Annotated in this window: 17 protein-coding genes and 2 pseudogenes; 5 read left to right on the top strand and 14 right to left on the bottom strand. The window is 69.2% G+C overall.

Annotation, left to right across the window (positions count from 1 at the left end; translation table 11 throughout):
- Positions 1-52 precede the first annotated feature (52 nt).
- The 4 genes from ABZT06_RS36720 to ABZT06_RS36705 form a co-directional block, all read right to left on the bottom strand.
- A complete protein-coding gene (locus ABZT06_RS36720; protein WP_355751299.1) occupies positions 53-2,560 on the bottom strand; it encodes an ATP-binding protein in 2,508 nt (835 codons plus the stop codon).
- 231 nt (positions 2,561-2,791) lie between these two features.
- The gene (locus ABZT06_RS36715) at positions 2,792-3,115 is read right to left on the bottom strand and encodes an STAS domain-containing protein (protein WP_020136551.1); all 324 of its coding nucleotides are present in this window, start codon (positions 3,113-3,115) and stop codon (positions 2,792-2,794) included.
- A gap of 169 nt (positions 3,116-3,284) precedes the next feature.
- Positions 3,285-4,133, bottom strand: a complete 849-nt coding sequence (locus tag ABZT06_RS36710; RefSeq protein WP_355751296.1) for a 3-hydroxyacyl-CoA dehydrogenase family protein — start codon at positions 4,131-4,133, stop codon at positions 3,285-3,287.
- Between the two features lie 140 nt (positions 4,134-4,273).
- Positions 4,274-4,912 (bottom strand): TetR/AcrR family transcriptional regulator, encoded by a 639-nt coding sequence (locus ABZT06_RS36705; RefSeq protein ID WP_355751294.1) that lies wholly within the window; start codon positions 4,910-4,912, stop codon positions 4,274-4,276.
- An 81-nt stretch (positions 4,913-4,993) separates the two neighbouring features.
- On the opposite strand from ABZT06_RS36705, the gene ABZT06_RS36700 reads away from it, so the two are divergent.
- The 3 genes from ABZT06_RS36700 to ABZT06_RS36690 are packed head-to-tail and all read left to right on the top strand — an operon-like array spanning position 4,994 to position 7,122.
- Positions 4,994-5,779, top strand: coding sequence for an ATP-binding cassette domain-containing protein (locus ABZT06_RS36700; protein ID WP_355751291.1), 786 nt, complete (start codon positions 4,994-4,996; stop codon positions 5,777-5,779).
- 7 nt (positions 5,780-5,786) lie between these two features.
- Positions 5,787-6,536 carry an ABC transporter permease gene (locus ABZT06_RS36695; RefSeq protein WP_355751288.1) on the top strand — a complete coding sequence of 250 codons (750 nt, stop codon included), beginning with the start codon at positions 5,787-5,789 and terminating at the stop codon, positions 6,534-6,536.
- Positions 6,537-6,549: 13 nt separating this feature from the next.
- On the top strand, positions 6,550-7,122 hold the full coding sequence (locus ABZT06_RS36690; RefSeq protein WP_355751285.1) for a cob(I)yrinic acid a,c-diamide adenosyltransferase: 573 nt from the start codon (positions 6,550-6,552) through the stop codon (positions 7,120-7,122).
- Here the strand turns inward: ABZT06_RS36690 and ABZT06_RS36685 are convergent.
- Positions 7,026-7,507 (bottom strand): annotated as a pseudogene (locus tag ABZT06_RS36685) (hypothetical protein). The gene ABZT06_RS36690 and the pseudogene ABZT06_RS36685 sit on opposite strands and share 97 nt — an antisense overlap.
- Positions 7,508-7,528: 21 nt before the next feature.
- On the opposite strand from ABZT06_RS36685, the pseudogene ABZT06_RS36680 reads away from it, so the two are divergent.
- Both ABZT06_RS36680 and ABZT06_RS36675 read left to right on the top strand, forming a co-directional pair.
- A pseudogene (locus ABZT06_RS36680) lies at positions 7,529-7,621 on the top strand (LuxR C-terminal-related transcriptional regulator); the annotation flags it as partial.
- Between the two features lie 121 nt (positions 7,622-7,742).
- On the top strand, positions 7,743-9,569 hold the full coding sequence (locus ABZT06_RS36675) for a glycoside hydrolase family 18 chitinase (protein ID WP_355751282.1): 1,827 nt from the start codon (positions 7,743-7,745) through the stop codon (positions 9,567-9,569).
- 309 nt (positions 9,570-9,878) lie between these two features.
- Here the strand turns inward: ABZT06_RS36675 and ABZT06_RS36670 are convergent, their stop codons facing one another.
- From ABZT06_RS36670 to atpB, 9 genes are all read right to left on the bottom strand, one after another.
- Positions 9,879-10,325: a DUF2550 domain-containing protein gene (locus ABZT06_RS36670; protein ID WP_355751279.1), complete on the bottom strand. Its 447-nt coding sequence runs from the start codon at positions 10,323-10,325 to the stop codon at positions 9,879-9,881.
- A gap of 142 nt (positions 10,326-10,467) precedes the next feature.
- A complete protein-coding gene (locus ABZT06_RS36665) occupies positions 10,468-10,842 on the bottom strand; it encodes a F0F1 ATP synthase subunit epsilon (protein ID WP_007384727.1) in 375 nt (124 codons plus the stop codon).
- A 133-nt stretch (positions 10,843-10,975) separates the two neighbouring features.
- Positions 10,976-12,412: a F0F1 ATP synthase subunit beta gene (gene atpD, locus ABZT06_RS36660; RefSeq protein ID WP_355751276.1), complete on the bottom strand. Its 1,437-nt coding sequence runs from the start codon at positions 12,410-12,412 to the stop codon at positions 10,976-10,978.
- Complete coding sequence (locus ABZT06_RS36655) at positions 12,412-13,329, bottom strand: F0F1 ATP synthase subunit gamma (RefSeq protein ID WP_355751273.1); 918 nt, start codon at positions 13,327-13,329, stop codon at positions 12,412-12,414. Before ABZT06_RS36655 ends, atpD begins: the two co-directional genes overlap by 1 nt.
- Positions 13,330-13,349: 20 nt before the next feature.
- Positions 13,350-14,942, bottom strand: coding sequence for a F0F1 ATP synthase subunit alpha (gene atpA / locus ABZT06_RS36650; RefSeq protein WP_355751270.1), 1,593 nt, complete (start codon positions 14,940-14,942; stop codon positions 13,350-13,352).
- A 125-nt stretch (positions 14,943-15,067) separates the two neighbouring features.
- Entirely contained in the window at positions 15,068-15,883 is an 816-nt protein-coding gene (locus ABZT06_RS36645) for a F0F1 ATP synthase subunit delta (RefSeq protein WP_355751267.1), read from the bottom strand.
- Positions 15,880-16,422, bottom strand: coding sequence for a F0F1 ATP synthase subunit B (locus ABZT06_RS36640; RefSeq protein WP_355751264.1), 543 nt, complete (start codon positions 16,420-16,422; stop codon positions 15,880-15,882). The genes ABZT06_RS36645 and ABZT06_RS36640 overlap by 4 nt, the downstream gene beginning before the upstream one ends.
- 41 nt (positions 16,423-16,463) lie before the next feature.
- Complete coding sequence (locus tag ABZT06_RS36635) at positions 16,464-16,700, bottom strand: ATP synthase subunit C (protein WP_043683105.1); 237 nt, start codon at positions 16,698-16,700, stop codon at positions 16,464-16,466.
- Positions 16,701-16,774: 74 nt separating this feature from the next.
- Positions 16,775-17,611, bottom strand: coding sequence for a F0F1 ATP synthase subunit A (gene atpB / locus ABZT06_RS36630; RefSeq protein WP_355751461.1), 837 nt, complete (start codon positions 17,609-17,611; stop codon positions 16,775-16,777).
- Positions 17,612-17,722 lie beyond the last annotated feature (111 nt).

Raw genomic sequence — 17,722 nt, 5'->3', positions numbered from 1 at the left:
ACGACGAGGGCCGGGTCCGCTTCCTGGACCCGGCCCTCTTGCGTGCGGTACGTCAGATGACCTGCTGGGAGTCGCTTGCCGAGGCACTGGCGGAGCTGCTGGTCTCCACCGGGGCGCTGGAGGCGGGGCCGCTGGCCGAGGTGGAGTTGCTGGGGGTCGTGTCGGTCGGGGTGGGCGTCGCCGACTCCGACGGCGAGCTGGACGGTGACGCCGAGCCGGACGGACTGCCCGACGGCTTGCCGGAAGGCGACGTCGAAGGGCTCGAAGGGCTCGAGGGCCTCGGCGTCGACGGCCTCGGAGAACTCGGGGTGCTCCCCGTCCCCTTCGTCCCGCTCGGATCGTCGGACGGCTCCGCCCCACCCGTCGGCGTCGGATCGTCCGAAGTGCCGTACGTCCCGTCGGGCCCGGGGTCGGTCGGACGGGACGTCGCCGTGCCCGTGTCGCCCTTGCCGTCGTCGTTCTTCGGGACGTCCGCGCCGAGGTTGCCGTCGTCGATGCCGACGCTGGCCGACGGGTTGGGACCGACCTGGTTGGAGGGGGCGTTGGGGTCGTTGTCGGAGGTGGCGCCCAGTGTCACGACCGTGCCGAGCACCGCGACCAGCAGCGCGCCCGCGCCTGCCGCGACGAGGTTGCGCTTGGCGAGGCCCCTGAGTCCGCCCCGGGCCTTACGGGAGGGCGCGGGGCCAGGGGTGCGGTGGACGACGATCGTCTGCGAGTCGGCCGGCGGCTGGAGCGTCGGGAAGGCCGCGGGGACTCCCCCGGGCGGTGAGGCGGACTCGTCGTACCGGGCGTCGGGCACCTCCTCGCCCGCCGTCGCGCCGAGACCCGCGGCCAGGCCGGACGCGCTGCCGTCCCGGTCGGAGACCAGAGCGAGGGCGCGGCGGCCCGCGACGGTGCCGCGCTTGTCGGCGAGGGCGCCGCGCAGGCCGATGGAGGCCTCCAGTTCGGCGCGGGCCCGGTCGAGCTGTCCGCCGCAGAGGGCGAGGATGCCGAGCTCGTGGTGGAAGTAGGCCTGTTCGGACACCTCACCGGCGAGCCGGGAGGCCTCGGAGCCGGCCCGCAGAGAACGCTCCCAGGCGCCCCAGTGGCCGCCGGCGGCGAACGCGGGCGCCGCCGTGCGGGCCAGCTGCACGGTGACGGCCTCCTCGCCCTCGTCGGGGGCGAGGGTCGCCGGGACCAGGACGGCGAGGGCGGCCAGCAGGGCATCGGCCTCCGCGCACACCCGCTCGGGGGTGACCGAGGGGTGTCCGGCCCACCAGCCGTAGTGCCGGGCGGCGGTGTGGGCGCGGGTCTCGATGTCGTCGCCGTATCCGGCGGCCTCCAGCTGGGTGAGGACACCGGCGGCGAGCCGGTAGCGGGAGCCGACCGGGGAGACCAGACCGCAGTCCGCGAGCTCACCGAGGGCGGCGTCCGCGTGGGTGTCGCCGATCAGCGCGGGCAGGTGCGCCTGGTGGGGCACCTCGCCGCCGAGCGCGACGGCGAACCGCAGGGTGGCGCGCGCGGACTCGCTCAGCCGGGCGGCGAGCAGCGGGGCGGGTGCCGCGGCCTCGCCGAGCGCGGGCAGGGGTATGTCCTCGCCCTCGTCGGAGCCGAACGGGGCGTCCACCGGGGCCGCGTCGGCGAAGACGCCGAACTCGTCGACGGCGTTCGCCCCGGCCCGCAGCCGGTCGCGCTGGCGGAGCAGGGCACCGGCCTGGACGAAGCGCAGGGGCAGGCCCTCGGACTCGAACCAGAGGTCGCCCGCCCAGTTCGACTCCTCCTCCGTCAGCACCCGGCCGACGGCGCGCTCCAGGAGCTCCACACCGTCGGCGCGCTCCAGGCCGCTGAGGAAGACCTCCTCGACGGCGGAGTCGGCCGAGGGCGCGGGTACGTCGGGGGTCGCGCCGATCACGAACGCGCACTCGGGGGTGGCGTCGAGGAGTTCGTCGAGGGCGGCGCCGCCGAACTCGATGTCGTCGAGGACGACGACCGCGCCGATCTCCCGGACACAGGAGAGCAGCTCGTCCCGGTCCGGGCGGTGCAGGGGCGAGTCGAAGACGGCGTAGAAGAGGTCGTACAGCAGCTCGCTCGCCGTGCGGTTGAAGCCGGTGAGGCGGACCACACCGTCGGGGGCGAGGTCCCCGCAGTCCTCGGCGACGACGTCGAGGAGGCTGGTGCGGCCGGAGCCGGCGGGGCCGGTCAGGCGTACCGAGCGGCCGCGGGCGAGCAGCCGTACGAGTCGCTCGCGCTCGTCCTGGCGGGCCAGGAGCGGCAGCGCGGTGCGGGTCGGTCCGGCGGGGACCGGCGGGCGGGCCGCGCGGTCCACCTCGGCGCGGTCGGCGGCGCCGAACTTCTCGGGCCGTCCGGGTCGCTCGCCGGGCGGGCAGACCTCTATCTCGCTGCCGTCGACGGGGTTGACGGTGAGCAGGAAGTCACCCGCCACGAGCTGCACCGTGCGGGCGAGCGCGGGCGAGTGCTGGGCGAAGTCGGATGTGAGGGAGTCCCTGGGAGGCCGCTGACGCGGCGAGCCGCCGTCGTCGTCATGGCCGTACTCCTCGGGTCCCCGGTTGTTCGGGTCCATAGGTTCAAGCCCCCCAAAAGCGTCTCGTGTGCCGTCAGTGGCCCCTCCCGGCCTTGCAGCACACCGCGCTGTCGCTTCTGGTCCGGGCCCGCTGGAAAGGATGCAGACAGCAGGCGACCGAACCCTAAACCTTCGCACAGTATCTACGACAGCCCGGGGTACCGCGCCGTCCGAGACGTCACAGTCTCGTGAGGATTGCGCGGGGCATGCGTTTCGCCACGGCGGCCCGGCTCAGACGCGGGGCAGGGACTCCACTCCGATGCCGCCTTCGATCGCGAGGATCCGGTGCAGCCGGGTGGCGACCAGGAGGCGCTGCATCTGCGGCGGTACGTCGCGCAGCACCAGCCGGCGGCCGCAGCGGCCGGCTCTGCGGTGGGCCCCCATGATCACCCCGAGACCGGTGGCGTCCCAGGAATCCAGCTCGGACAGGTCGAGCACCAGGTCGCCGGCTCCGTCGTCGACGGCCGAGTGCAGGACCGTTCGGGCGTCCGCCGCGCTGCGGACGTCGAGGCGGCCCCCGACGACCAGCTCGGCGTGGTCGCCCCTGATGTACATATGCGCTCCCCGAGAGTGCCTGTAGTACTCCACGAATCTGATGTCCAGTGATGACACCTCTGACTGCGTAGGGCGGTCGGAGGTTGCCGTCTGTAAGCGAACCGATACCGAATTCACCCCTGAGGGTGAAACCAGAGGTGCTTGTGCGGTTACGGGGACGGAAAAGCCGTCAGTGCTTGTAGAAGCCCTGCCCGCTCTTGCGTCCGATGTCACCGGCGTCCACCATCCGGCGCATCAGCTCCGGCGGGGCGAACTTCTCGTCCTGGGACTCGGTGTAGATGTTGCTGGTGGCGTGCAGCAGGATGTCGACGCCGGTCAGGTCCGCCGTGGCGAGCGGGCCCATGGCGTGGCCGAAGCCCAGCTTGCAGGCGAGGTCGATGTCCTCGGCGGTCGCCACGCCCGACTCGTAGAGCTTGGTCGCCTCGACGACGAGGGCGGAGATGAGACGGGTGGTCACGAACCCCGCCACGTCCCGGTTGACGACGATGCAGGTCTTGCCGACGGACTCGGCGAACTGCCGCGCGGTGGCGAGGGTTTCGTCGCTCGTCTTGTAACCGCGGACCAGCTCGACGAGCTGCATCATCGGTACCGGCGAGAAGAAGTGCACCCCGACGACCCGCTCCGGGCGCTCGGTGGCCGCCGCGATCTTGGTGATCGGGATCGCGGAGGTGTTGGAGGCAAGTACGGCGTCCTCGCGGACGATCTTGTCCAACGTGCGGAAGATCTCGTGCTTGACTTCGAGCTTCTCGAACACGGCCTCGACGACGATGTCGGCGTCGGCGGCCGCGTCCAGGTCGGTGGTCGCGGTGATCCGGGCGAGGGCCGCGTCGGCGTCGTGCGCCTCCAGCTTGCCCTTGCTCACGAACTTGTCGTACGAAGCCTTGATGCCGTCGGTGCCGCGCCTGAGCGCCTCGTCGGTGACGTCCCTCAGGACCACGTCCCAGCCCGCCTGGGCCGAGACCTGGGCGATGCCGGAACCCATCAAGCCGGCGCCGATGACGGCAAGCTTCCGTGCCACTGTTGCGACTCCCCTTTGAAACGCCTTACACCCTGTTTACGTTGCCTCTTCGGCGGACCCTAGCGCTCGTGAAGGGCTGTGTGACCGGTTAGTAATGCGCGTCACGTCTCATCTGACGGACATCACACCGGCGGGCGTCACTAGTGGTCTCGTACGGCGTAGTTGAGCACCTTATCGCTCAACAACTGCTCCATGTCGTCGAGAAGCGCAAGCACCTCTCGTGATACTTCGTCCGGCTTGCGCCCCTTGACCATCTCGCGGCCGATGACCGCCACGACGGTGCTGTGCACCCAGCCGATCTGACCGGCGATCAGGCCCGGCATCGGGTCGTCGTCGGCGGCACCGGTCTCCTCCCGCAGAGCCGCCTCCAGGCTCGCCTCGACCTCCTGGCCGATCGCCCACAGCCGGGAGCGCAGCGCGGGCGCGTTCTCGATGACCCGCATGAAGGCGGCGTAGCCGGACATCAGTCCGACCCGGGGCGAGACCGCCTCGACCTCCTCGCGCAGCTCGCGCAGCACCGCGGCGGCGGCCGACTCCCCCGCACCGCGGCCGCGCACCCACCGGGCAAGCCGGTCGACCACACCGGCGGAGCGGTCGAAGAAGAGGTCCTCCTTGGCCGGAAAGTAGTTGTAGACCGTGTTGACGGAGACGTCGGCCGCCTCGGCGATCTCGGCGACGGTCACGGCGTCGAAGCCCCGCTCGACGAACAGCCCGGTGGCGACGTCCGAGATGTACTGCCGGGTCTGCCGCTTCTTCCGCTCCCTGAGCCCCTCTGCCATGACCGCATCGTAACTCGTTCTGGGCACACTTTATTTTTGGGGTCATTGCAAAATTTAAGAGACTCTGTTTTTCTGGGTGCCATGACAGCGGTCATCAGCGCGGCCGGACTGGCCCGCACCTTCCAGACCAGGCACGGCCCCGTCGAGGCGGTCCGGGGCATCGACCTCACCGTCCAGGAGGGCGAGATCCTCGGCTTCCTGGGCCCGAACGGAGCCGGCAAGACCACCACCCTCCGGATGCTCACGACCCTCCTGGCCCCCACCGGCGGCACGGCCACCGTCGCCGGGCACGACCTCGCGACCGACGCCACGGGGGTGCGCCGGGCGTGCGGATACGTGGCCCAGTCGGGCGGGGTGGATCCGCAGATCTCCGTACGGGAGGAGCTCGTCACCCAGGGCCGCCTGTACCGCCTGACCAGGACCCAGGCCGTGGCGCGCGCCGAGGAGTTGGCCCGCGAACTCGGCCTCACCGGCCTGCTCGACCGCCGGTGCGGCACGCTCTCCGGCGGCCAGCGCCGCCGCCTCGACATCGCGATGGCGCTCACGCACCGCCCGAAGGTCCTGTTCCTCGACGAGCCGACGACCGGCCTCGACCCCGGCAGCCGCGCCGACCTGTGGGACCTGGTCCGCCGCCTGCGCGACAGGTACGGCACGACCGTCTTCCTGACCACCCACTACCTCGACGAGGCCGACGCGCTTTCCGACCGCCTCGTGATCGTCGACCAGGGCGTGGTCGCGGCCGAGGGCACTCCGAGCGCTCTGAAACTGGAGTACGGCGGCTCGATCGACGCCCCGCTCCAGGACACCTTCCTCGCGATCACCGGCCGCGGTCCCTCCCCGGCCGACGCCGCCCCCGTAGCCGTATAGGACAGCCATGCTTCTTCACGACACCGCGATCATCTACGGCCGTTACCTGCGCCAGTCCCTGCGCTCCCGCTTCGCGCTGCTGTTCGGCGTCCTGATGCCGTTGCTGTATCTGGTGTTCTTCGGGCCGCTGCTCACCGGACTCCCGCTCGGTGGGCGGGGCAGTTCCTGGCAGGTCCTCGTACCGGGGCTGCTGCTCCAGCTGGGCCTGTTCGGAGCGCTGTTCGCGGGCTTCATGATCATCCTGGAGAACGGTCAGGGCGTGCTGGAGCGCATGCGGGTCACCCCGGTCAGCCGGCTCGCCCTGCTGCTGGGCCGGGTGCTGCGCGAGGCGACGGTCTTCGTCTTCCAGGCGGTGCTGCTGGTCCTCGCCGCAGTGGCGATGGGGCTGCGGGCACCGCTGGGCGGGGTCCTGATCGGTTTCGCGTTCGTCGGTGTGCTGACCGTCTCGCTCTCCTCGCTGTCGTACGCGCTGGCGATGAAGGTGCGCACCCCGCAGGAGTTCGGCCCGCTGATCAACGCGGTCAGCATGCCGTCCATGCTGCTGTCCGGCCTGATGCTCCCGATGACCCTGGGCCCGGCCTGGCTGGACGTCCTCTCCCACTTCATGCCGTTCCGCTATCTGGTGGACGCGATGCGGGACGCGTACGTCGGCTCGTACCTGACCGCTCACATGCTGTACGGCGTCCTGGTCGCCGTCGCGCTCACGGTGGTGGCCGTGACGGTGGGCACACGGGTCTTCCGGACGGCCGGGGCGTAATTACGCTGGCCTCATGGTCAATCTGACGCGCATCTACACCAGGACCGGCGACCAGGGCACCACCGCCCTCGGCGACATGAGCCGGGTCGCCAAGACCGATCTGCGGATCTCCGCGTACGCGGACGCCAACGAGGCCAACGCGGTGATCGGCACGGCGATCGCCCTGGGCGGGCTGGAGGAGGAGGTCGTCGCGGTCCTCACCCGGGTGCAGAACGACCTGTTCGACGTCGGAGCCGACCTCTCCACGCCCGTGGTCGAGAACCCCGAGTTCCCGCCCCTGCGCGTCGAGCAGTTCTACGTCGACAAGCTGGAGGCGGACTGCGACCGCTTCAACGAGCGGCTGGAGAAGCTGCGGTCCTTCATCCTCCCGGGCGGCACCCCGGGCGCGGCCCTGCTCCACCAGGCCTGCACGGTCGTACGCCGGGCCGAGCGCTCGACGTGGGCGGCGCTGGAGGTCCACGGCGACCACATGAACCCGCTCACGGCGACCTACCTGAACCGGCTGTCGGACCTGCTGTTCATCTTGGCGCGCACGGCGAACAAGGAGGTCGGGGACGTGCTGTGGGTGCCGGGCGGGGAGCGTTGACGCTCGCGCTCGGGGAAGAGCGTGCAGCTGCCGGCGATCACCAGGTTGATGCCGATCAGCCACAGCATGCGCTGCTGCCAGGCGCGCGGTGAGCATCCAGCGGCCCGCGACCCTCCACTCGTGGACGTCGCGGGCCGTGCCGTACCTCGGCGGCTTCACCGGCGGCGGGCCGCCCGCCCAGCTGATCGTCGAGTGACCGAGGCGCACGGTGAACCCGATGTGGACGGCGGCCAGGCCGTGCTTCCAGTCAGGCCCGGCGCCGTTCTTCAGGTCGCGCACCGCCACCGTGAACAGCACGAGCTCCAGCAGCGGCTCCCACAGCAGCAGGGCCAGTCCGGTGCCGGCATGCGCAGCCCGTAGCGGAAGGCCGGCCCGGCTGCCACAGCTCCCAGAAGGCCACCTCACGGCGACCGTGAAGACGCACGTCAGCCGTCTGCTGGGGAAGCTGGGGCTGTGGAGCCGAGTGCAAGCGGCCGTGCTCGCACAGGAGTTGGGCGTCTTGTTGCGCCTTGGACGAGAGTGGTCCAGACCTATTGACCCGTGGTCCAGACCTTTCTATTCTCGCGGCACCGTGGGTGTGAGGCTCAGTCACGCCCCAACTCCTCCCTAGGAGGCGCACGATGCGCTTCAGACACAGAGCCGCGGCCGGGTTCGCGACGCTGTTGCTCCCCTTCGCCGGCCTGGTCGGCCTCGCGAGCCCCGCCCAGGCCGCGACCTCCGCCACGGCGACCTACGCCAAGACCCAGGACTGGGGCACCGGCTTCGAGGGCAAGTGGACGGTGAAGAACACCGGTACCGCCAGCCTCAGCTCCTGGACCGTCGAGTGGGACTTCCCCTCCGGCACCTCCGTCACCTCCGCCTGGGACGCCGACGTCACCTCCTCCGGCACCCACTGGACCGCCAAGAACAAGTCGTGGAACGGCACCCTCGCCCCCGGCGCCTCCGTCTCCTTCGGCTTCAACGGCACCGGCGCCGGCTCCCCAGCCAACTGCAAGCTGAACGGCGGCAGTTGTGACGGCGGCTCCACCCCGGGAGACGCGGCCCCCTCCGCCCCCGGCACGCCCACCGCGTCCGGAATCACCGACACCTCGGTGAAGCTGGCCTGGAGCGCCGCCACCGACGACAAGGGCGTCAAGAACTACGACGTGCTGCGCGACGGCGCCAAGGTGGCGACCGTGACGACGACCTCGTACACGGACAGCGGTCTCAGCGCCGGCACCGACTACTCGTACACCGTGCAGGCCCGTGACACCGCCGACCAGACCGGACCGGCCAGCGGCGCGGTCGCCGTGCACACCACGGGCGGCACCACCGACCCGCCGCCCACCACCGGTGACAAGGTCAAGCTCGGCTACTTCACCGAGTGGGGCGTCTACGGCCGCAACTACCACGTCAAGAACCTGGTGACCTCGGGCTCCGCCTCGAAGATCACCCACATCAACTACGCGTTCGGCAACGTCAAGGACGGCAAGTGCGTCGTCGACGACACCTACGCCGCCTACGACAAGGCGTACACCGCCGACCAGTCGGTCTCCGGCACCGCCGACACCTGGGACCAGCCGCTGCGCGGCAACTTCAACCAACTGCGTGAGCTGAAGGCCAAGTACCCGAACATCAAGGTGCTGTACTCCTTCGGCGGCTGGACCTACTCCGGCGGCTTCGCGCAGGCCGCGGCCAATCCCGCCGCCTTCGCCGCCTCCTGCAAGTCGGTCATCGAGGACCCGCGCTGGGCGGATGTCTTCGACGGCATCGACATCGACTGGGAGTACCCGAACGCCTGCGGTCTGACCTGCGACACCAGCGGGGCCGCCGCCTTCAAGAACCTGATGGGGGCGCTGCGTTCGCAGTTCGGCTCGAACTACCTGGTCACCGCGGCCATCACCGCCGACGGCACCTCCGGCGGCAAGATCGACGCGGCCGACTACGGCGGCGCCTCCCAGTACGTCGACTGGTACAACGTGATGACGTACGACTACTTCGGCGCCTTCGACGCGGACGGCCCGACCGCCCCGCACTCCCCGCTCACCTCGTACGCCGGCATCCCGGTCGCCGGTTTCGACTCGGCCGACGCGATCGCCAAGCTGAAGTCGAAGGGTGTCGCCTCGAAGAAGCTGCTGCTCGGCATCGGCTTCTACGGCCGCGGCTGGACCGGCGTCACCCAGGCCGCCCCCGGCGGCTCGGCGACCGGAGCGGCACCCGGCACCTACGAGGCGGGCATCGAGGACTACAAGGTCCTCAAGACGTCCTGCCCGGCCACCGGCACCATCGCGGGCACGGCGTACGCCTACTGCGGCACCAACTGGTGGTCCTACGACACCCCCGCGACGATCGCCGGGAAGATGACCTGGGCCAAGAACCAGGGCCTGGGGGGCGCGTTCTTCTGGGAGTTCAGCGGCGACACGACCAACGGTGAGCTGGTGAGCGCCATCAACAGCGGACTGAGCTGACCCGACCCGATCCACTGAGGGCGCGTGGCCTGTGCCGCGCGCCCTCGGCGTACTCCCCCCAGGGCCGTTCGGCCCTCACCGAGGGACCATCAGCGGCCGAAAGACGGCGGCCGACCGGGAACAATCGGTATCTCGACCACAAGCGGAATGAATCATTCGGGGGGATGAATGAAGCGCAGGCCCAGCAACAGGCGAAACTCCGGCACTCCGTCGGCCATGCCAGGGAGGCGGTACGTGGGGATGTTCACGGGGACGACGGTCGCGGCACTTCTGGCCGTCCTGCCCGTGACGGTCACCGTCAGCCTCGACTCAGGCCACGTTGACACGCTGACCGGGGGGAGCTGCCTCCAGCCACGCGAGGAAGCCGGTCAGCGCATCCTCGCTCATGGCCAGTTCGAGGCGGGTGCCACGGTGGAGGCAGGTGAGGATCACGGCGTCGGAGAGAAGGGCCATCTCCTCCTCCCCGTCGGGGAGACGACGGCCGGCGACCTCGATCGCGGCACGCTCCAGGACCCGGCGCGGGCGATAGGCGTAGGAGAAGACGCGGTACCACTCGACGCGGTCGCCGTTGTAGCGGGCGACGCCGTAGCTCCAGCCTTTGCCGCTGGTGTCGGTCTTCTCCGGCACGTCCCAGCGCAGGGAACAGTCGAAGGTGCCGCCTGAGCGCTGGATGAGTCTGCGCCGCAGACCGAAGACGAACAGCCCGAGCACCACCAGGGCCACGACGATTCCGCACACAGTCAGAGCGAGGACCATCGACACCGACCTCCTCGTCTCCTAGGTACCTTCAATAGGTAACGGAACGGAAAAAACATCCAGATCTGCCTCAGCCGCGACCGGCTCCGGATCGCTCCGGTGCCGGCCGCGGCTGAGTGACGTCATACAGCTCCGCGCTGGTTCAGCGCGCCGTCGCCGCGCGCAGTCGTACGTCCGCGCGGCGCTCGGCGGCGGCGTCGCCCTCCGCCTTCGCGCGCTCCAGCTCCCGCTCCGCGCGCTGGACGTCGATCTCGTCCGACAGCTCGGCGATCTCGGCCAGCAGCGACAGCTTGTTGTCGGCGAACGAGATGAAACCGCCGTGCACAGCGGCCACGACCGTCCCGCCATCGCTCGTACGGATGGTCACCGGGCCCGACTCCAGCACACCGAGCAGCGGCTGGTGACCGGGCATGACGCCGATGTCGCCGGACGTGGTGCGCGCGACGACCAGGGTGGCCTCGCCGGACCAGACCTCTCGGTCGGCCGCGACCAGCGCGACGTGCAGCTCAGCAGCCAAGGTGGCTCCTCGGGTCACCACCCGGCGGTTCGGCCGGGTGTTGGTTACAAGTCTAGTGGGCGTGGAAGAGGGGGCGGGACGTGCCCCGCCCCCTCAGGTGTGAACCACAGGGTTCACTTCGAACTCAGGGAGTTCAGGAGACGCCGAGCTCCTTGGCGTTGGCCTTCAGGTCCTCGATGCCACCGCACAGGAAGAACGCCTGCTCCGGGAAGTGGTCGTAGTCGCCGTCGATGATCGCGTTGAAGGCCGTGATCGACTCGTCCAGCGGTACGTCCGACCCGTCGACGCCGGTGAACTGCTTGGCGACGTGGGTGTTCTGCGACAGGAAGCGCTCCACGCGACGGGCACGCTGGACGACCAGCTTGTCCTCCTCGCCGAGCTCGTCGATGCCGAGGATGGCGATGATGTCCTGGAGGTCCTTGTACTTCTGCAGGACCCCCTTGACCCGCATGGCGGTGTTGTAGTGGTCCGCCGAGATGTAGCGCGGGTCCAGGATCCGGGACGTGGAGTCCAGCGGGTCCACGGCCGGGTAGATGCCCTTCTCGGAGATCGGACGGGACAGAACCGTCGTCGCGTCGAGGTGGGCGAAGGTGGTGGCCGGGGCCGGGTCGGTCAGGTCGTCCGCGGGGACGTAGATCGCCTGCATCGAGGTGATCGAGTGACCACGGGTCGAGGTGATGCGCTCCTGGAGGAGACCCATCTCGTCGGCCAGGTTCGGCTGGTAACCCACCGCGGAGGGCATCCGGCCGAGCAGCGTGGAGACCTCGGAACCGGCCTGCGTGAAGCGGAAGATGTTGTCGATGAAGAACAGCACGTCCTGCTTCTGCACATCGCGGAAGTACTCCGCCATGGTCAGACCGGCCAGGGCCACGCGCAGACGGGTGCCCGGGGGCTCGTCCATCTGGCCGAAGACCAGCGCGGTCTTGTCGATGACGCCGGACTCCGCCATCTCCTCGATGAGGTCGTTGCCCTCACGGGTGCGCTCACCGACACCGGCGAACACGGAGACACCGTCGTGGTTGTTGGCGACGCGGTAGATCATCTCCTGGATGAGCACCGTCTTGCCGACGCCGGCACCGCCGAACAGGCCGATCTTTCCACCCTTGACGTACGGGGTGAGAAGGTCGATGACCTTGACGCCGGTCTCGAACATCTCGGTCTTCGACTCGAGCTCGTCGAAGTTCGGGGCCTTGCGGTGGATGGACCAGCGCTCGCCGTCGTACTTCTCGTCGGAGTTCAGTACCTCACCGAGGGTGTTGAACACCTTGCCCTTGGTGAATTCGCCGACCGGGACGGAGATACCCGTGCCGGTGTCGGTGACCGCGGCCTGACGGACCAGACCGTCAGTGGGCTGCATGGAGATGGTGCGGACCAGGCCGTCACCCAGGTGCTGGGCGACCTCCAGGGTCAGCGTCTTCTTCGCGCCGTCCAGGGCCGGGTCGGCCACCTCGACGTGCAGGGCGTTGTAAATCTCCGGCATGGCGTCGACGGGGAATTCCACGTCGACGACCGGGCCGATGACCCGGGCGACGCGGCCCGTGGCAACGGCCGTCTCAACTGTCGTCGTCATTACCTGTCACTCCCCGCGGTCGCGTCGGCCAGGGCTGCGGAGCCACCGACGATCTCGCTGATTTCCTGGGTGATTTCGGCCTGGCGGGCCGCGTTGGCAAGTCGGGAGAGGCTGGTGATCAGGTCTCCCGCGTTGTCGGTGGCCGACTTCATCGCGCGGCGCGTGGCGGCGTGCTTGGAAGCGGCCGACTGGAGCAGCGCGTTGTAGATACGGCTTTCGACGTACCGCGGCAGCAGGGCGTCGAGGACGTCCTCCGCCGAGGGCTCGAAGTCGTACAGCGGAAGGATCTCGCCCTGGGGGGCAGCGTCCTTGGCCACCTCTTCGAGGCTGAGCGGAAGCAGTCGGTCGTCGAGCGCCGTCTGCGTCATCATCGAGACGAACTCGGTGAAGACGATGTGGAGTTCGTCCACGCCGCCCTCGGCCGTGTCCTTCTCGATGGCCTCGATCAGCGGGGCCGCGACCTTCTTGGCGTCCGCGTAGGTGGGCTCGTCGGTGAAGCCCGACCACGACTCCACGACCTTGCGCTCGCGGAAGTTGTAGTGGGCCAGACCGCGGCGGCCGACGATGTACGTGTCGACCTCCTTGCCCTCGGCCTCGAGACGCTCGGTCAGCCGCTCCGCCACCTTGATGGCGTTGGAGTTGAAGGCGCCCGCGAGACCACGGTCGCTCGACAGGAGCAGCACCGCGGACCGCACGACCGTCTCGGCCTGCGTGGTCAGCGGGTGCTTCGTGTTCGAGCCGGTACCGACCGCCGTGACCGCACGCGTCAGTTCCTGCGCGTACGGCGTGGAGGCCGCCACCTTGCGCTGCGCCTTGACGACGCGCGAGGCGGCGATCATCTCCATCGCCTTGGTGATCTTCTTGGTCGCGGTGACGGATCGGATGCGACGCTTGTAGACCCGGAGCTGGGCTCCCATGAGTCAGGTCCCTTCCGTCGTCACTTGGCCGTGGCGGCCGGCGCGTCTTCGCCGAGAAGCTTGCCGTCCGAGGTCTCGAACTGCTTCTTGAAGTCCGCGATGCCGTCGGCGATGGCGGTGAGCGTGTCGTCCGACATCTTGCCGCCCTCCTTGATGGAGGTCATGAGGCCCTGCTCCTTGCGATGCAGGTACTCCAGCAGCTCCTTCTCGAAGCGGCGGATGTCGCCCACCGGGACCTCGTCCATCTTGCCCGTGGTGGCTGCCCACACGGAGACGACCTGGTCCTCGGTGGCCATCGGCTGGTACTGGGGCTGCTTGAGCAGCTCGACCAGACGCTGACCGCGCTCCAGCTGCGCCTTCGACGCGGCGTCCAGGTCGGAACCGAAGGCGGCGAACGCCTCCAGCTCACGGTACTGGGCGAGGTCCAGGCGCAGACGGCCGGAGACCTGCTTCATCGCCTTGTGCTGCGCGGAACCACCGACTCGGGAGACGGAGATACCGACGTTCAGCGCGGGGCGCTGACCGGCGTTGAACAGGTCCGACTCCAGGAAGCACTGGCCGTCGGTGATGGAGATGACGTTGGTCGGGATGAACGCCGACACGTCGTTGGCCTTCGTCTCGACGATCGGCAGACCGGTCATCGAGCCGGCGCCCAGCTCGTCGGAGAGCTTCGCGCAGCGCTCCAGCAGACGGGAGTGCAGGTAGAAGACGTCGCCCGGGTAGGCCTCACGCCCCGGCGGGCGGCGCAGCAGCAGGGACACGGCGCGGTAGGCGTCGGCCTGCTTCGAGAGGTCGTCGAAGATGATGAGGACGTGCTTGCCCTCGTACATCCACTGCTGGCCGATGGCCGAACCGGTGTACGGCGCCAGGTACTTGAAGCCGGCCGGGTCGGACGCCGGGGCGGCGACGATGGTCGTGTACTCCAGCGCGCCGGCCTCTTCGAGGGCACCACGCACGGAGGCGATGGTCGAGCCCTTCTGACCGATGGCGACGTAGACGCAGCGGACCTGCTTCTTCGGGTCGCCCGAGCGCCAGTTGTCGCGCTGGTTGATGATCGTGTCGACGGCCAGGGCGGTCTTGCCGGTCTGACGGTCACCGATGACCAGCTGACGCTGGCCACGGCCGATCGGGGTCATCGCGTCGACGGCCTTGTAGCCGGTCTCCATCGGCTCGTGCACCGACTTACGGGCCATGACGCCCGGAGCCTGCAGCTCGAGGGCACGGCGACCGCTGGTCTCGATCTCGCCGAGGCCGTCGATCGGGTTGCCGAGCGGGTCGACGACGCGGCCGAGGTAGCCCTCGCCGACGGCCACGGACAGGACCTCACCGGTACGGGTGACCGGCTGACCCTCCTCGACGCCGCTGAACTCACCGAGGACGACGGCGCCGATCTCGCGCTCTTCCAGGTTGAGCGCGAGGCCGAGGGTGCCGTCCTCGAACTTCAGCAGTTCGTTGGCCATGGCCGAGGGCAGACCCTCGATCTTCGCGATGCCGTCGCCGGCAAGGGTGACCGTACCGACCTCCTCGCGCGAGGCCGCGTCCGGCTTGTACGACTGGACGAAGTTCTCCAGCGCGTCCCGGATCTCCTCCGGCCGGATCGTGAGCTCCGCCATCTGGGTTCCCTGCTCTCCTTGTTGGGCCCGAAGTTTCACTTTGGGGGTCTGGGGGCGACCCCCAGGATTCTTCATGTACGGCCCAACCAGGGCCGTCGTCCGTACGTAAAGCTATGAAGTTGCTGCTAGCCCGCCAGGCGGCGGCCGGCGTCCTCGATGCGGTCCGCGATCGAGCCGTTGATGACCTCGTCGCCGACCTGCACCCGGATCCCGCCGACGACCTCGGGGTCCACGTCGAGATTGAGGTGCATCGGACGGCCGTAGAGCTTCGCCAGGGCACCGCCCAGACGCTGCTTCTGCTGGTCGCTCAGCGGAACCGCCGAGGTGACGACGGCCACCATGCGATCCCGGCGCTCGGCGGCGAGCTTGGACAGGGACTCCAGTCCCGCCTCCAGGCTACGTCCCCGGGGCGCGGTCACAAGGCGCGTCACCAGACGTCCGGTCGTCGCATCGGCGCGGCCGCCGAGCAGGTCGGTGAGCAGCTCGCGCTTGGCCGAGGCCGTTGCGGCGCGGTCGGTCAGCGCGGCGCGCAGCCCGGTGTTCGAGGCGATGATCCGGCCGAACCGGAACAGCTCGTCCTCGACGTTGTCGAGCTTGCCCCGCTGCTGCGCGGCGGTGAGGTCGGCGATGTCGGCCAGTACCTCCAGCGCGTCCACCAGGTCGCGCGACCGCGACCAGCGGGAACGCACCATGCCGGACACCAGGTCGGTGGCGGGGCCGCCGACCTGCGTGCCGATCAGGCGCTGGGCCAGTCCGGCCTTGGCCTCGCCGTCCTGCGCCGGGTCGGTCAGGACCCGACGCAGCGACACCTCGCGGTCGAGCAGCGCGGTGACGGCGGCCAGCTCGTCGGCGAGCGAGCCGGCGTCCACGGACGTGTTGTCCGTCAGCGCGTCGAGACGCTCGCGTGCGGCTGCCAGGGCCTCGCGGCTCGCTCCGTTCATCGCGCGGCCTCGGCCTTCTCCTCGAGGTCGTCGAGGAAGCGGTCGATCACGCGGCTCTGCCGGGCGTGGTCCTCGAGGGACTCGCCCACGAGCCTGCCGGCCAGGTCGGTGGCGAGCTTGCCGACGTCCTGGCGCAGCGCGGACGCGGCGGCCTTGCGGTCGGCCTCGATCTGCGCGTGACCGGCGGCGACGATCTCCTCGCGCTGCCGCTGGCCTTCCGCGCGCATCTCGGCGATGAGCGTGGCGCCCTGCTCCTGAGCCTCCTGGCGCAGGCGCGCGGCCTCGTGGCGGGCTTCGGCGAGCTGTGCCTTGTACTGCTCGAGGACGCTCTGGGCCTCGGTCTGCGCGGCCTCGGCCTTCTCGATACCGCCCTCGATGGCCTCGCGACGCTCTTCCAGAACCTTGTTGATGTTCGGGAGGAGCTTCTTGGCGAGGAAGCCGAAGACGATGACGAAGGCGATCAGGCCGATGACAAGCTCGGGAATCGGCGGGACGAGAGGGTTTTCCTTCTCGGCCGCCAGAATGAGCAGCTGGCTCATGTCAGTGCCTTTCGTCTAGTGGGCAGTAGCTGATCGACAGATCAGGTGCCGTAGACGAACGGCATGACCAGGCCGATGAGGGCAAGGGCCTCACAGAAGGCGAAGCCGAGGATCTGGTTGGCACGGATCAGGCCGGCAGCTTCGGGCTGACGGGCAAGAGCCTGGGTGCCGTTACCGAAGATGATGCCGACGCCGACGCCGGGACCGATGGCGGCGAGGCCGTAGCCGATCGAGCCGAGGGAGCCGGAGACGGCGGCGAGGGTCTCAGTGGCAGCCATGCTGATTCTTCCTTATCTGTACGGACCGGCGGGGGTTGGCCACCGGACGCTAAGGGGGGTTCGGGAGGGGGTGCTCAGTGGTGCTCGGCGAGCGCACCCTGGATGAAGGTGCAGGTCAGCAGCACGAAGACGTACGCCTGCAGGGCCTGGATGAACAGCTCGAAGGCCGTCATGACGATCACCATGATGAACGAGACACCCGCGTAGGCGATCCCGATGCCGTTGAGCAGGTACCAGCTGGCGATCGTGAAGAGCAGCAGCAGGGTGTGACCGGCGAACATGTTCGCGAAGAGTCGCACCGCGTGCGTGAACGGCCGGACGAGGAGGTTCGAGAGGAACTCGATGAACATCGCCAGCGGGAGAACCGGGCCGAGCGACTTGTCGTAGCCGGTGAAGTTCTTGAAGGCGCCGACGAATCCGTGCCGCTTAAATGTCAGCGAGACCCAGACGATGTAGACGATCGCCGCGAGGACGATCGGGTACGCGATGATCGAGGTCACCGGGAACTGGGCGACCGGGACGATCGACCAGAGGTTCATCATCCAGATGAAGAAGAAGAGCGAGACGACCAGCGGTACGTACTTCTCGCCTTCCTTCTTTCCGATGGTCTCGTAGACGACACCGCGGCGGATGAAGTCGTAGCCGGACTCGGCGACCATCTGCAGCTTGCCGGGGACGACCTTCGGCTTGCGGAAGGCGGCCCAGAAGAAGCCGACAACGATGACCGAGCCGAGCAGCGCCAGCAACATCGGCTTGTTGAAGTACACGTTGCTGTCGCCGTCCCCCAGAAGGGGCTTGAACAGGAACGAGTGCAGGCCGGGAGCCGGGAAGCCACAGCCGTCGAAGATGTGGCAGTCGGTCTCGAAGGCGAGCACCTGCGTCGGGTCAGCACTCACCGCGGGCTCCTTCAGCGTGGCGCATAGGTACGGCAACCTCGTTGTGTCGGCGCGGCGCACAGCCGCGGTTCGGCACTGGACTGGTGTTACGGATGTGGGGGCGGCTGTGGGGCATCAAGCCTCGCG

It is taken from the genome of Streptomyces sp. NPDC005483 (genome assembly GCF_040606035.1).
Classification (GTDB): Bacteria; Actinomycetota; Actinomycetes; order Streptomycetales; family Streptomycetaceae; genus Streptomyces.
This window is presented reverse-complemented; position numbering and strand designations above follow the sequence as displayed.

Bases quoted from the DNA above. Each gene is read 5' to 3' on its own strand.
- ABZT06_RS36715 (WP_020136551.1), bottom strand. From the start codon at position 3,115: ATGTACATCAGGGGCGACCACGCCGAGCTGGTCGTCGGGGGCCGCCTC.
- ABZT06_RS36640 (WP_355751264.1), bottom strand. From the start codon at position 16,422: ATGAGCCAGCTGCTCATTCTGGCGGCCGAGAAGGAAAACCCTCTCGTC.
- ABZT06_RS36670 (WP_355751279.1), bottom strand. From the start codon at position 10,325: ATGGTCCTCGCTCTGACTGTGTGCGGAATCGTCGTGGCCCTGGTGGTG.
- ABZT06_RS36645 (WP_355751267.1), bottom strand. From the start codon at position 15,883: ATGAACGGAGCGAGCCGCGAGGCCCTGGCAGCCGCACGCGAGCGTCTC.
- atpA (WP_355751270.1), bottom strand. From the start codon at position 14,942: ATGGCGGAGCTCACGATCCGGCCGGAGGAGATCCGGGACGCGCTGGAG.
- ABZT06_RS36690 (WP_355751285.1), top strand. From the start codon at position 6,550: ATGGTCAATCTGACGCGCATCTACACCAGGACCGGCGACCAGGGCACC.
- ABZT06_RS36675 (WP_355751282.1), top strand. From the start codon at position 7,743: ATGCGCTTCAGACACAGAGCCGCGGCCGGGTTCGCGACGCTGTTGCTC.
- ABZT06_RS36705 (WP_355751294.1), bottom strand. From the start codon at position 4,912: ATGGCAGAGGGGCTCAGGGAGCGGAAGAAGCGGCAGACCCGGCAGTAC.
- ABZT06_RS36635 (WP_043683105.1), bottom strand. From the start codon at position 16,700: ATGGCTGCCACTGAGACCCTCGCCGCCGTCTCCGGCTCCCTCGGCTCG.
- ABZT06_RS36655 (WP_355751273.1), bottom strand. From the start codon at position 13,329: ATGGGAGCCCAGCTCCGGGTCTACAAGCGTCGCATCCGATCCGTCACC.
- atpD (WP_355751276.1), bottom strand. From the start codon at position 12,412: ATGACGACGACAGTTGAGACGGCCGTTGCCACGGGCCGCGTCGCCCGG.
- ABZT06_RS36695 (WP_355751288.1), top strand. From the start codon at position 5,787: ATGCTTCTTCACGACACCGCGATCATCTACGGCCGTTACCTGCGCCAG.
- ABZT06_RS36700 (WP_355751291.1), top strand. From the start codon at position 4,994: ATGACAGCGGTCATCAGCGCGGCCGGACTGGCCCGCACCTTCCAGACC.
- ABZT06_RS36720 (WP_355751299.1), bottom strand. From the start codon at position 2,560: ATGGACCCGAACAACCGGGGACCCGAGGAGTACGGCCATGACGACGAC.